We start from the raw sequence: 13,934 nt of genomic DNA, 5'->3' as shown, positions 1-13,934 counted from the left end.
TTTGTCCTGCACTTCTGGAGACTTGGCCTTTTTTGGTGAAAAAAAACGAAGGAAAAAGAAATGTCACACAATTTTACTGAAAGTTATGATATTATCGTGATTGGAGCAGGGCATGCTGGGGTTGAGGCATCGCTGGCTGCTAGTCGAATGGGTTGCAAGGTTCTTTTAGCAACCATCAATATTGAGATGCTGGCTTTTATGCCCTGCAATCCTTCTATCGGAGGGTCTGCTAAAGGGATTGTCGTTCGTGAAGTAGATGCTTTGGGTGGGGAGATGGCCAAGAATATTGACAAGAGCTATATCCAAATGAAGATGCTCAATACTGGTAAAGGACCCGCTGTTCGGGCTCTTCGGGCCCAGGCGGATAAGGAAGTTTACTCCAAAGAAATGCGGAAGACTGTTGAAAATCAAGAAAATCTGACTCTGCGGCAAACCATGATTAATGAAATCTTGGTAGAAGATGGTAAGGTCATTGGGGTTAAAACAGCGACCCATCAGGAGTATGCAGCTAAAGCTGTTATTGTTACGACTGGAACAGCTTTGCGGGGAGAAATTATTATTGGTGATCTCAAGTATTCATCTGGTCCAAACCATAGCTTAGCAGCCATTCCTTTAGCAGATAATCTGCGTGACCTAGGATTTGAAATTGGTCGTTTTAAAACTGGAACTCCTCCACGTGTTAAGGCGTCATCTATCAATTATGATGTGACTGAAATTCAGCCAGGTGATGAAAAAGCCAATCATTTCTCTTACACGTCTCGTGATGAGGACTATGTGAAAGATCAAGTGCCTTGCTGGTTGACTTATACCAATGCAGAAAGTCATGAAATTATCCAAAATAACCTGCATCGTGCTCCTATGTTTTCAGGTATCGTTAAGGGTGTGGGACCTCGCTATTGCCCGTCAATCGAGGATAAGATTGTCCGTTTTGCGGACAAGGAACGCCACCAGCTTTTCTTAGAACCTGAGGGTCGTGATACAGAAGAAGTTTATGTGCAGGGGTTGTCAACTAGTTTGCCAGAAGATGTGCAGAAGGACTTGGTTCACTCTATCAAGGGTCTAGAAAATGCTGAAATGATGCGGACAGGCTATGCCATTGAGTACGATATGATTATGCCTCACCAGTTACGGGCAACCTTGGAAACCAAGAAAATTTCTGGGCTCTTTACAGCAGGGCAGACCAATGGAACTTCTGGTTATGAAGAAGCCGCTGGTCAAGGGATTATTGCTGGGATTAATGCGGCCTTGAAGATCCAAGGGAAGCCGGAGTTAATCTTGAAGCGCAGTGATGGTTACATTGGAGTCATGATTGATGATTTAGTGACCAAGGGGACCGTTGAACCTTATCGCCTCTTGACTAGCCGAGCTGAGTACCGTTTGATTCTCCGTCATGACAATGCTGATATACGTTTGACAGAGATGGGACGGGAAATTGGTCTTGTAGATGATGAGCGCTGGGCTCGTTTCGAGATTAAAAAGAATCAATTTGATAATGAGATGAAGCGTTTGGAATCCATCAAGCTAAAACCTGTTAAGGAAACAAACGCTAAGGTAGAAGCGCTTGGCTTTAAGCCTCTGACGGATGCAGTAACTGCCAAAGAATTTATGCGGCGTCCGGAAGTGTCTTACCAAGATGTGGCTCAGTTCATTGGTCCGGCTGCAGAGGAGCTTGATGAGAAGATTATCGAGCTGATTGAGACAGAGATTAAGTACGAAGGCTATATTTCCAAAGCTCTTGATCAGGTTGAAAAGATGAAGCGCATGGAAGAGAAGCGGATTCCGGCTAATATTGACTGGGATGATATTGATTCGATTGCGACAGAAGCACGACAGAAGTTTAAGAAAATCAATCCAGAAACGATTGGTCAGGCTAGTCGTATTTCTGGTGTCAATCCAGCAGATATTTCTATTTTGATGGTTTACTTAGAAGGCAAGTCTAGAAGCATTTCTAAAAATCAAGCGAAGTAACTCTTGTAAAAGGCTTAGTTTCCTTTGGGAAGCAGCCTTTTTGTGTAAATTTACAAGAGGTTTACAAAATTGTAAACTTTGAAAGGCTGTTTTTCGCTTCCTTTACTTATTGGGAGAAATTCGCTTTTTTCTTGGATTTATGGTAAAATGGCGGAATAAGAGGTCTATGATGAAAAAATTTCGTTTTGCCCCAATTCACTTGGCGATGGCGGGTCTAATTTCCTTTATAATCTTAGCCATCTGTCTGAGGCTTTTTGGTGATAGTTTGGCCATGCTAGCTGCTCTCATGCTTGTGCTAGCTCTTTTGATTGTGCTTTTTATCCAGCAACAGAGAGTATCCGAGCTAGATGAGATTGAGCAGATTCATTATGTCAATCATCAAGCAGAAGGAAGCCTCGCTTCCTTGCTGGATAAGATGCCAGTTGGTGTCATTAAAATCAGTGAAGATAATGGTGATGTAGAGTGGTTTAATCCATATGCAGAACTGATTTTTACAACCGAAGATGGTGATTTTGATGCTGATATGCTCAAGAATATCATGAAGGCTGCTTATTCAGACTCTGGTCATTATGCTACGGTTGGAGACAAGAAATATTCGGTTTACTTGGACCGTGCATCCAGCGTGTTTTATTTTTTTGATGCATCCAATGAATATGAAGCCACTGTTGGTCTGGTGACAACACGCCCCGTAATCGGTATTATCTCGGTGGATAACTATGATGATTTGGAAGATGTCGTTTCTGATACAGATATCAGTCATATCAATAGCTTTGTAGCCAACTTCGTAGCAGAATTTTCTGAGCAGTTTCACATGTTTTACCGTCGGGTTAGCATGGATCGGTTCTATCTTTTTACGGATTATACAGTGCTGGAACAGCTGATGGAAAATAAATTTTCTATCATTGATCAATTTCGGACGGAAGCTAAAAATCGAGAGCTGTCACTGACACTCAGTATGGGCTTTTCTTATGGTGATGGCAATCATGATGAAATCGGTCGGGTCGCTCTGCTCAACCTCAACTTAGCTGAAGTTCGCGGTGGGGACCAGGCTGTTGTCAAAGAAAATAATGACAACATGAACCCAATCTTCTTTGGTGGAGGAACGGCTTCAGCTGTTAAGCGCACGCGCACCCGTACTCGGGCTATGATGACTGCGATCTCTGATAAGATTAAGAGTGTGGATCAGGTCTTTATAGTCGGACATAAAAATCTGGATATGGATGCCTTGGGCTCTTCTCTTGGTATGCAGCTCTTTGCTAGTAATATCATTGAGAAAGCTTATGTGGTTTATGATCCGTCCCAGATGGCTTCTGACATTGAGCGATCCATTACAAAGCTCCAGCAGGAAGGGGCTGACTATCTGGTGCCGCTTTCTGAAGCAGTAAATATGGTGACCAATCGGTCGCTCTTGATTATGGTTGACCACTCCAAGATATCTCTGACTCTGTCTAAGGATTTCTTTGATCAATTCAGTCAGATTATCGTAGTCGATCACCATCGTCGTGATGAAGATTTTCCGGAAAATGCTGTGATTGCCTATATCGAAAGTGGGGCTAGCAGTGCCAGTGAATTGGTAACGGAGCTGATTCAGTTCCAGAATTCTAAAAAGAACCGTCTCAGTAAGATGCAAGCCAGCATTCTCATGGCGGGTATCATGCTTGACACCAAAGGATTTTCATCTCGGGTCACCAGTCGGACCTTTGATGTGGCCAGCTATCTACGGACTCGGGGCAGTGACAGTGTTGTGATTCAGGATATTTCCGCTACGAATTTTGAGGAATATCGTGCGATTAATGAGCTGATTTTAAATGGCAAGAAGATTTTGCCTAATGTCATTGTAGCAGCTGGTCCAGAGGAGAACACTTATGATACGGTTGTCATCAGTAAGGCAGCTGATACCATGCTCTCCATGTCAGGAATTGAAGCTACTTTTGTCGTGAGCAAGAATACCAAAGGCTATGTGTCTATTTCGGCTCGCAGTCGCAGCAAGATCAATGTTCAGCGAATTATGGAAAAGCTGGGCGGTGGCGGTCATTTCAATCTAGCAGCAGCTCAAATTGAAGGTAAAACAGTTTCTGAGGTCCTTCAGTCGCTGAATCAAGAAATTATGGACCAAGTCATTAAAGAGGAAGTAATAATAGACGAGGAGAAAAAAGGATGAAAGTAATTTTTTTAGCAGATGTAAAAGGCAAGGGCAAAAAAGGCGAAATTAAGGAAATGCCGACTGGCTATGCTCAAAATTTTCTGATTAAGAAAAACTTAGCCAAGGAAGCAACAGCGCAGGCTATCGGTGAACTGCGCGGTAAGCAAAAGTCCGAAGAAAAAGCCCACGCAGAACTAGTGGCAGAAGCTCAGGCTATTAAGGCTAAGTTAGCAGAAGAAGCTACTCTTGTTGAATTTACTGAAAAAGTTGGTCCGGACGGCCGCACCTTTGGCTCTATTACCAGCAAGAAAATAGCAGAAGAGTTACAGAAGCAGTTTGGCATAAAAATTGACAAACGTCATATCAAGGTGGACTCACCGATTCGCTCCATTGGTCTGATAGATGTTCCAGTGAAGATTTATCAGGATATAACTGGGGTGATCCGTTTGCGGGTTAAAGAAGGATAATAGTGATTTGAAGGAAGGATTTACCGATGGCAGAGATTGATGAACTCCGAGCTCAGCCTCAGGATATTTTAGCGGAGCAGTCCGTCTTAGGAGCCATTTTCATTGATGAGAGCAAACTGGTCTTTGTTCGTGAGTATATTGAGCCTGCTGACTTCTTTAAGTATGCCAATCGCTTGATTTTCAAGGCTATGATTGACTTGGCTGACCGCGGGGATGCCATTGATGCAACGACGGTTCGCAATATTTTGGATAGTCAGGGTGATTTGCAGAATATCGGCGGTCTCAGCTACTTGGTGGAAGTGGTCAATTCTGTGCCAACCTCTGCCAATGCTGAATACTATGCTAAAATCGTTGCAGAAAAGGCCATTCTAAGGCGGCTGATTTCGCGTTTGACAGAGTCTATCAATCAAGCCTACGATGGTGACCGGCTGTCAGAGGAAATTATCGCCGGAGCTGAAAAAGCCCTGATTGATGTCAGTGAGACGGCCAATCGCAGTGGCTTTAAAAATATCCGTGATGTGCTGAATCTTAACTTTGGCAATCTGGAGGCTCGGTCTCTGCAGACATCAGATATCACTGGGATTGCGACTGGCTATCGTGAGTTGGACAAGATGACGACTGGTCTGCATGAGGAAGAATTAATCATTCTGGCGGCTCGGCCAGCGGTCGGAAAGACGGCCTTTGCTCTTAATATTGCTCAGAATATCGGAACCAAGCTGGATAAGACTGTAGCCATTTTCTCTCTGGAAATGGGGGCGGAGAGCTTGGTGGACCGGATGTTGGCTTCTGAAGGGGTGATTAACTCTCATTCCATTCGTACGGGGCAACTGACAGATGAAGAGTGGCAAAAATATACCATTGCGACAGCTAATCTGGCCAATGCTAGTATTTATATCGATGATACACCAGGGATTCGGATTACGGAGATTCGCTCGCGGGCTCGAAAACTGGCCCAGGAAACGGGTAATCTAGGGCTGGTCTTGATTGACTATCTGCAGCTGATTACAGGAACTGGTCGTGAAAATCGCCAGCAAGAAGTTTCGGAAATTTCCCGACAGTTGAAAATCTTGGCGAAGGAGCTCAAGGTACCGGTCATTGCGCTGAGTCAGCTCTCACGTGGCGTGGAACAGCGGCAGGATAAGAGACCAGTGCTGTCTGATATTCGGGAATCAGGTTCCATTGAGCAGGATGCGGATATCGTTGCCTTTCTTTACCGGGATGATTATTATGATCGAGCTGGTGAGGAGGAAGAAGGCATTCCCAACAACAAGGTTGAAGTCATTATCGAGAAAAACCGGAGTGGAGCGCGTGGTACAGTAGAGTTAATTTTCCAGAAAGAGTATAATAAATTCTCAAGTATTTCCAAAAGAGAGGACGAATAAAGATGAGTGATGCATTTACAGATGTGGCAAAAATGAAAAAAATCAAAGAAGATATCAAGGCGCATGAAGGACAAATCGTTGAGATGACGCTGGAAAACGGTCGTAAGCGCCAAAAAAGCAAGCAAGGCCGTCTTATTGAAGTTTATCCGTCTTTGTTTATCGTGGAATATTCCAATGAAGGCGGTCAGCCAGGGGAAATCTCCAATACCTATGTGGAGTCTTATACTTATTCTGACATTTTGACAGAAAAGAACCTCATCCGTTATTTTGATGAATAGAAAGGTCCAGCGGGCCTTTTTAGTTATTTCTAAATGAGCAGAGCAACAAAATGAGCAATTATGTAAGCTGAAAAATAGAGAAAACAGGTGGTCATCATGATTAAAAATTTGGTTTTTGATTTGGGCAATGTTCTGATTGAATGGAATTCTGAGAAAATCTTGACATATTTTGAACCTGAGAAAGAACGGCGGCAGGTTCTTAGACAGGCCATTTTTGAATCAGGTGTCTGGCATCAGACAGACAAGGGAGAGCTGAGTTTGAAAGAAGCCTGTGAGGAAGTCCTGGCTCAGTTGGACGTTTCCTATCATTCCGCCATTAAGAATATCTTTTATCATTGGTATGAGGTTGTGCATGTTTACAGTGATTTACAGGAAAGGATTCGGCTATGGGCTGACCAGGGCTATCGAATCTATATCTTGTCAACCACTTGTGAGATTTTTTATCATATTGAAAAAGCTGGTTTGTTGCCCATTTACCCACTGCTGTCAGGCTATATCCTTTCCTCAGAGGTCGGTGTTGTCAAGCCGGAAGCAGAGATTTACCAAAAGCTGTTGAAAAAGTATGGTTTGAATCCAGTAGAATCCGTCTTCATTGATGATATTCAGGCTAACTTAGATACGGCAGCTGAACTGGGCTTTGAAACCATTTTATCCACAAGTGAGACTGAGAATATCAGGGCTATGGAGACTTTGCTGGCTTTGAAAGGGAAGTTTGGCTGATTGATGATAGTTTGCTTTACTTATAGTTGAAAGGGAGTGAGCCCAAGCTCCAACCTTGACATTTGCTGATGATTGCGCTATCATAGTCCTATATATGGGAGTCTGTGTACAGTCTGAGAGGAAGTGTAAGCTTCGACCGCACCTGATCTGGGTAATGCCAGCGTAGGAAACATGCCTAAAAATTGTGGCATTTGTGCGCCTTTTCCATATATGGAAAAGGCCTTTTCTTTTATCATCTTTTCAAAAGCTTGATGATTGAAAGAATTGCAGGGCCCAAAATAAATGAAGGGAGGAAAACTAATCAATGAAAGCACTACAAAGGCTGATGCGGCAGCAAATCGGTCTCTTAGGGATGCTGGGTGTACTTGTCATCTGGCAGGTCATGGGCTGGCTCAAGCTCTTGCCCAAGTTTATCCTGCCGACACCTCTGGAAATTGGTCAGGCCTTTATCAGAGATGCTGGCTTTCTAGCAAGTCATAGCTGGGCCACCTTAAAAGTAGCCTTGCTGGGTTTAGTCTTGGGCGTCATCTTGGCTTGTATGCTAGCTATACTCATGGACAGCATGAGCTGGCTCAATGATCTGATTTATCCCATGATGGTCGTGGTGCAGACGATTCCGACCATTGCTTTGGCGCCAATTCTGGTTCTCTGGCTGGGTTATGGGATTTTGCCCAAGATTGTGCTCATTATTCTGACGACGACTTTTCCGATTATCGTCAGTATTCTGGACGGTTTTCGGCATTGTGACCGGGATACTCTGACTCTCTTTGAGCTTATGCAGGCCAATCGCTGGCAGATTCTCTGGCATTTTAAAATTCCAGCTAGTTTGCCTTATTTCTATGCGGGCTTGCGCGTCAGTGTTTCCTATGCCTTTATTACGACTGTGGTTTCTGAATGGTTGGGTGGTTTTGAAGGCTTGGGTGTTTATATGATCCAGTCTAAGAAGCTTTTCCAGTACGACACCATGTTTGCTATTATCATATTGGTTTCGGTTATCAGTCTTCTGGGGATGAAGCTGGTGGCTATCAGTGAAAAATATGTCATTAAGTGGAAATAGGAGCTCAGCTCTGCCATTTTCCAAAGAAAGAAAAGAGGATAATGATGAAAAAAAGTTATAAAGTGTTGCTGGCAGGCTTAGCTGCCGTATCAATCATTGGCCTAGCGGCTTGTGGTAAGTCAGGCTCAGAGTCTGCTAGTAAGGATAAAAAGATTGATTTTATCCTAGACTGGTCACCTAACACCAACCATACCGGCCTTTATGTGGCTCAGGAAAAGGGCTACTTCAAGGAAGCAGGCGTGGATGTGGATATCAAGTTGCCGCCTGAAGATAGCAGTTCGGACCTGATTATCAACGGCAAGGCGCCTTTTGGCATTTATTTCCAGGACTCTATGGCTAAAAAACTGGATAAGGGCGCAGAAATCACAGCTGTCGCGGCTATTGTAGAGCATAATACTTCGGGCATTATTTCCAAAAAATCTGCAGGGATTACTGGACCTAAGGACCTAGCTGGCAAGAAATACGGTACCTGGAATGATCCGGTGGAGCTGGGCATGCTCAAAACCTTGGTTGAAAGCCAAGGAGGTCAGTTTGATGAAGTGGAAAAAGTTCCCAACAACGATTCCAACTCAATTACGCCGATTGAAAATGGCTTGTTTGATGCATCGTGGATTTATCATGGCTGGGACGGCATCATGGCTCAAACTCAGGGCATGGATACAAATTTCTTTTATATGAAGGACTATGTAAAGGAGTTTGACTATTATTCTCCAGTCATCATTGCCAATAATGACTATCTCAAGAAGAATCCGGACGAGGCGAAAAAGGTCCTGCAGGCTATCAAGAAGGGCTATCAATATGCCATGGAGCACCCTGAAGAAGCGGCGGATATATTAATCAAGCATGCGCCAGAGCTGAAGAACAAGCGTGACTTTGTCTTGGCTTCTCAAAAATATTTGTCCGAGCAATATGCATCGGATAAGGACAAGTGGGGTCAGTTTGAGGCTAGCCGCTGGAATGCCTTTTACAAATGGGCCAAGGATAAGGGTATCGTGGACAATGACTTGAGAGATAAAGGATTTAGCAACGATTATATAAAATAATGACAGAAATTAAACTTGAAAATGTAAGTTATGCTTATGATGAGCAGCAGATTTTGAAGGACATCAACATACAGGTAGAAGCAGGCCAGGTCGTAGCAATCTTGGGGCCTAGCGGTGTTGGAAAGACGACCCTCTTTAATCTCATCGCTGGGATTTTGGAGGTCCAGTCGGGCAGGATTGTCCTAGATGGGCAGGAAAATCCTAAGGGCCGGGTGAGTTATATGCTGCAGAAGGACTTGCTGCTGGAGCACAAGACGGTGCTGGGTAATGTCATCTTGCCCCTCCTCATCCGAAAGGTATCCAAAAAGGAAGCGACGGAGCAGGCAACTCAGATTTTGAAGGAGTTCGGGCTCTTTGATGTGGCAGACAAGTATCCACATGAGCTGAGCGGGGGGATGCGGCAGCGCGTGGCTCTGCTGCGAACCTATATGTTCGGTCACAAGCTATTTCTTCTGGACGAGGCCTTTAGTGCTTTAGATGAGCTGACTAAGATGGAGCTACACGCTTGGTATCTGGATATTCACCGTAGGCTGGGTCTGACGACTCTCCTCATTACTCATAGCATCGAGGAAGCTCTGGCTCTCAGTGACCATATCTATATTCTGAAAAATCGGCCTGGGCAAATTGTTGCAGATCTACAATTGACTTGGTCAGACAGCGAGGATAAGGAACTGCAGAAGCTACGATATAAGCAGGAGATTTTAAAGATTTTGGGAATGTGAAGTAACTGCCTGAAATCCTTTACTTTCAAAACAACCTCAATCAAGCCAAAAGGCTTGATTTTTTGCATGAGACCCTTTACTTTTGACTTTATTCATGGTACAATAGCCTTTGTGTGAAATAGCAGCAGGAAAGCATGGAGCTCGTCAACAGAACATCAGCTATAAAAGTAGCCTTAGCTGTTTGGGCGAAAATGTTCTGCACGAATCAGGGCTTTCTAAGTGACTATTTCCTCAAAAATATTTTACAGGAGGACATTTTTATGTCACGTTATACAGGACCATCTTGGAAACAAGCTCGTCGTTTGGGTCTTTCTCTTACTGGTACAGGTAAAGAATTGGCTCGCCGTAACTATGTACCTGGTCAGCATGGACCAAACAACCGCAGCAAATTGTCAGAATATGGTTTGCAATTGGCTGAAAAGCAAAAACTTCGTTTCACTTATGGTGTAGGTGAAAAACAATTCCGTAACTTGTTTGTTCAAGCTTCAAAAATCAAAGAAGGAATCCTTGGTTTTAACTTCATGCTTCTCTTGGAGCGTCGCTTGGATAACGTTGTTTACCGTCTTGGTCTTGCGACTACTCGTCGTCAAGCTCGTCAATTCGTAAACCACGGTCACATCCTTGTTGACGGCAAACGCGTTGATATCCCATCATACCGCGTAACTCCAGGTCAAGTGATCTCAGTTCGTGAGAAATCATTGAAAGTGCCTGCAATCCTTGAAGCTGTTGAAGCAACTCTTGGACGTCCAGCATTCGTATCATTCGATGCTGAAAAATTAGAAGGTTCATTGACTCGCCTTCCAGAGCGCGATGAAATCAACCCAGAAATCAACGAAGCACTTATCGTTGAATTCTACAACAAAATGCTTTAATTTGTATTTGTTCAGAAGCCGGTTTCCCGGCTTCTTTTTTTATACTCTCAATGAATTAATTAGAGCTATTTCCAACTAAAAAATGTCAATGGATTGAGACAGCTGTTTGGGGAAATTATCTGATTTCTTTCTGCTCCTATCCAATCAGGTGAGACACCCAGTAAAGATTTTTTCCAGCTTTTTTAGGGAAGATTTGCTGAAATGGTGTATAATGGGGACAAGACAGAAACAGAAAATTATATGAAAGGAGTAGCGATGAAGGTTCTAGTGACAGGAGCGACTGGCTTTCTAGGAAAGTATGTTGTTGAAGAGCTGGCTGAACAAGGCTATCAGGTACGGGCTTTTGGCCGTAATCTGAAGGCTGGTCGGCAGTTAGAAGGTCCTTCAGTAGAGTTTTTTGCTGGTGATTTTACCAGAGAAGAAGAAATTTTTGCAGCCTGCGAAGGAGTGGATGCAGTGGTGCATGCTGGGGCTCTCTCAACGATTTGGGGACCCTGGGAGCAGTTTTATCAGACAAATGTAGTAGGAACCAAACTGGTTATGGAAGCTTGCCGGCATTTTGGAGTGCAACGACTGGTCTATATTTCCTCTCCGAGTGTTTATGCTGCGGCGCGTGATCAACTTGCTATCAAAGAAGAGGCTGCTCCACAGGAGAATGAGCTGAATTACTATATCAAAAGCAAGCTCATGGCTGAGCGGATTGTCCGAAGCTATCCTCAAGTTCCATCGGTTATCTTGCGCCCTAGAGGGCTTTTTGGTATTGGAGATACCAGTATCTTTCCTAGGATTCTGCGCTTAAGTCAAAAACTAGCGATTCCACTTATCAGAAATGGTCAGCAAATGATGGATATGACCTGTGTGGAAAACGTAGCCTTAGCTGTTCGTTTGGCTTTGGAAATACCAGAAGCACAAGGGCAGGTTTACAACATTACCAATGGAGAATCCCGTAGTTTCAAGGATATGCTGGATGAAGCTTTGGATGGTTTACAGGTTCGTAAACGTTATGTTCGATTGCCTGCTGCTTTTCTAGGTCTTCTGGCACAAGGATTTGAAAGCTTTTATCGCTTTTTTAACATTGAAAAAGAGCCACCTCTTACTCTTTACACCTATTACTTAATGCGTTACAGTCAAACGCTGGATATATCAGCAGCAGTAAGGGATTTGGGCTATCAACCCAAGTTGACAATCAGTGAAGGGATTGCAAAATATGTCCAACATTATCGAGAAAATTGAGTATCTTCAGCCTGGGCGCTGCAGCAGTCACTTGCAGCAGATGTTTAAGGGAGTTGCCAAGAAAAAAATGATTTTTCCAGCTGGTGTTTTCCTCTTGAAGCATCGTGAGAAAGGCTATATTCTCTACGACACTGGCTATTCTCCAGCTATTCTGAAGCCCAAGCTCAAATACTGGCTCTATGGTCTGGGAACGCCTGTAGATATGTCAGAAGAGGAGCGTATAGATCGTCTGCTTGAGCAAAAAGGAATTGCGCCAGAAGATATTTCTTATGTCATCTTGTCGCACTTGCATCCAGATCACATCGGCGGAGCTGCTTTCTTTCCCAAGGCCCGCTTCATTCTGACCAAGACCGTTTTCAAAACGTATCAGCATGCCAAACTGAAGGATTTGATTTTCAAGGAATTTCTTCCGCAGGATTTTGAGAGTCGGTTGGAAGTGGTGGAACCTCAGCAGGTCCAAGCAGAATTCCTCTATCGCAAGACAGTTGACTTGTTTGGCGATGGCAGTATATATCTGGCCTCAGTTGATGGGCATGCTGCTGGTCAAGCTTGTCTCTTTTTGCCAGATTATCATCTGTTTATCGGAGCTGATTTGTGCTGGGGCGTAGATCTGTTGCCGTATACGGAGCAGATGCGTTTCTTGCCGTCACTAATCCAGGATAACAAGGAAGAATACATGGCTGGTGTGGCCTTGCTTCGGCAGTTGCTTGCCGTTGGCTACCAGGTGCTAGTCAGTCATGATCCGGCTGAGAGAGTGGAGCGGATTTTGTATGAAACTAGGAACATTTCTAAAAACCTTTAGCGTCATGCGCTGGGGGCATCGATTTAAAGATCGAAAGGCTCTGGAACGATATCAAATCAAAGCTTTAGCAATCTATCGGGAATTTCTGCAGCAGGAATCACCTTATTTTAAATCAGGTATTCCAGCAGATTTTAAGATGAATAAGGCCTTTATGATGGAGCATTTCAATGAGCTCAATACTCAAGGGCTGGATCGTGATGAGTTACTAGCTTTGGCACTGGAGAGCGAGCGAACACGTGATTTTAGTCCCATGATAGGAGAGATTGCTGTTGGCTTGTCTTCAGGGACGTCCGGTCATCGAGGCTTGTTTGTCACCACTGAAAAGGAGCGCAGTATGTGGGCGGCAGCCATCTTGGCAAAGATGCTGCCTAAAGATAAACTCTTTGGGCACAAAATCGCCTTCTTTCTGCGGGCAGATAACCAACTCTATCAGACTGTCAATTCAGGCTTGATTTCTCTGGAGTATTTTGATACTTTTCAAGGAGCCGAAGAGCATGTAGAGCGTTTGAATGCTTACCAGCCAACGATTTTGGTGGCGCCAGCATCAATGCTCTTGGAGCTGGCTAAACAAGTCAAGGCAGGAAATTTGAAAATTGCCCCTAGCAAAGTCGTATCAGTGGCAGAGATTTTGGAAGAGCCAGACCGGCAGAGGATTCAAGCAGGATTTGGTCTGAAAAAGGTGGACCAGGTCTACCAAGCGACCGAGGGCTTCCTAGCCTGTAGCTGTTCCTACGGGAATCTTCATCTAAACGAAGACATTGTCCATGTAGATAAGCACTACTTGGATGATCGGCGTTTTTATCCTATTATCACGGACTTCAAGCGGACTTCTCAACCAATTTTTCAATATGAGCTGAATGATATCTTGGTGGAAAATCCTGAACCTTGCCCCTGCGGTTCGGTCTTTACACGGATTGACAGGATTGAGGGGCGCTCGGATGATATTTTCATTTTTGAAAATACCGCAGGTCAGTCGGTGGAGATCTTTCCGGACTTTATCCGCCGTTGTCTGCTCTTAGTTGATGCGATTGGAGAATACCAAGTCGCTCAGAAGCAGGACTATTCGCTGACCATTGCTATCGAACATCGTAGTCAGCAGCGAGAAGACGAGATTGTCCAGCAGTTTCAAAACTTAGCGACTGATAAAAGCTTTCTTATGCCGGCTATTTCTTTTGAAGATTATCAGCGGGACAGAGGTCGTAAGTTGAAACGAATTTATCGGGCTTAAGAATGCCCCAAGTGGAAAA

At 44.1% G+C, this 13,934-nt stretch carries 13 protein-coding genes and 1 riboswitch; all 13 genes read left to right on the top strand.

The window, feature by feature from the left end; all coding sequences use genetic code 11:
* Positions 1-60: 60 nt before the first annotated feature.
* The 13 genes from mnmG (at position 61) to ELZ47_RS11635 (ending at position 13,915) form a co-directional block, all read left to right on the top strand.
* Entirely contained in the window at positions 61-1,968 is a 1,908-nt protein-coding gene (mnmG, locus tag ELZ47_RS11695) for a tRNA uridine-5-carboxymethylaminomethyl(34) synthesis enzyme MnmG (protein WP_061589483.1), read from the top strand.
* 139 nt (positions 1,969-2,107) lie between these two features.
* Positions 2,108-4,129 (top strand): DHH family phosphoesterase, encoded by a 2,022-nt coding sequence (locus ELZ47_RS11690; RefSeq protein WP_126436077.1) that lies wholly within the window; start codon positions 2,108-2,110, stop codon positions 4,127-4,129.
* A complete protein-coding gene (gene rplI, locus ELZ47_RS11685; RefSeq protein WP_002894242.1) occupies positions 4,126-4,578 on the top strand; it encodes a 50S ribosomal protein L9 in 453 nt (150 codons plus the stop codon). The genes ELZ47_RS11690 and rplI overlap by 4 nt, the downstream gene beginning before the upstream one ends.
* 26 nt (positions 4,579-4,604) lie before the next feature.
* A complete protein-coding gene (gene dnaB, locus ELZ47_RS11680) occupies positions 4,605-5,960 on the top strand; it encodes a replicative DNA helicase (RefSeq protein WP_002894241.1) in 1,356 nt (451 codons plus the stop codon).
* Positions 5,961-5,962: 2 nt separating this feature from the next.
* Positions 5,963-6,238 (top strand): Veg family protein, encoded by a 276-nt coding sequence (locus ELZ47_RS11675; protein ID WP_002894239.1) that lies wholly within the window; start codon positions 5,963-5,965, stop codon positions 6,236-6,238.
* Between the two features lie 96 nt (positions 6,239-6,334).
* Entirely contained in the window at positions 6,335-6,958 is a 624-nt protein-coding gene (locus tag ELZ47_RS11670) for an HAD family hydrolase (RefSeq protein WP_164549621.1), read from the top strand.
* Positions 6,959-7,042: 84 nt separating this feature from the next.
* A riboswitch (TPP riboswitch) is annotated at positions 7,043-7,144 on the top strand.
* 118 nt (positions 7,145-7,262) lie between these two features.
* Positions 7,263-8,015: an ABC transporter permease gene (locus tag ELZ47_RS11665; RefSeq protein WP_126436075.1), complete on the top strand. Its 753-nt coding sequence runs from the start codon at positions 7,263-7,265 to the stop codon at positions 8,013-8,015.
* A 41-nt stretch (positions 8,016-8,056) separates the two neighbouring features.
* Positions 8,057-9,058: an ABC transporter substrate-binding protein gene (locus ELZ47_RS11660; RefSeq protein WP_126436074.1), complete on the top strand. Its 1,002-nt coding sequence runs from the start codon at positions 8,057-8,059 to the stop codon at positions 9,056-9,058.
* Positions 9,058-9,780: an ABC transporter ATP-binding protein gene (locus ELZ47_RS11655; protein WP_126436073.1), complete on the top strand. Its 723-nt coding sequence runs from the start codon at positions 9,058-9,060 to the stop codon at positions 9,778-9,780. Before ELZ47_RS11660 ends, ELZ47_RS11655 begins: the two co-directional genes overlap by 1 nt.
* A gap of 260 nt (positions 9,781-10,040) precedes the next feature.
* Positions 10,041-10,652, top strand: coding sequence for a 30S ribosomal protein S4 (gene rpsD / locus ELZ47_RS11650; RefSeq protein ID WP_002899562.1), 612 nt, complete (start codon positions 10,041-10,043; stop codon positions 10,650-10,652).
* Between the two features lie 201 nt (positions 10,653-10,853).
* Complete coding sequence (locus ELZ47_RS11645; RefSeq protein WP_126436072.1) at positions 10,854-11,885, top strand: NAD-dependent epimerase/dehydratase family protein; 1,032 nt, start codon at positions 10,854-10,856, stop codon at positions 11,883-11,885.
* Positions 11,860-12,687: an MBL fold metallo-hydrolase gene (locus ELZ47_RS11640; RefSeq protein WP_164549620.1), complete on the top strand. Its 828-nt coding sequence runs from the start codon at positions 11,860-11,862 to the stop codon at positions 12,685-12,687. Before ELZ47_RS11645 ends, ELZ47_RS11640 begins: the two co-directional genes overlap by 26 nt.
* The gene (locus ELZ47_RS11635; RefSeq protein WP_164549619.1) at positions 12,656-13,915 is read left to right on the top strand and encodes a F390 synthetase-related protein; all 1,260 of its coding nucleotides are present in this window, start codon (positions 12,656-12,658) and stop codon (positions 13,913-13,915) included. Before ELZ47_RS11640 ends, ELZ47_RS11635 begins: the two co-directional genes overlap by 32 nt.
* The last annotated feature ends 19 nt before the right edge of the window (positions 13,916-13,934 follow it).

The sequence above is a fragment of the Streptococcus sanguinis genome (genome assembly GCF_900635155.1).
Lineage (GTDB): Bacteria > Bacillota > Bacilli > Lactobacillales > Streptococcaceae > Streptococcus > Streptococcus sanguinis_G.
Note: the sequence above shows the minus strand (reverse complement) of the source record. Positions and strands in the feature narration are given on the sequence as shown.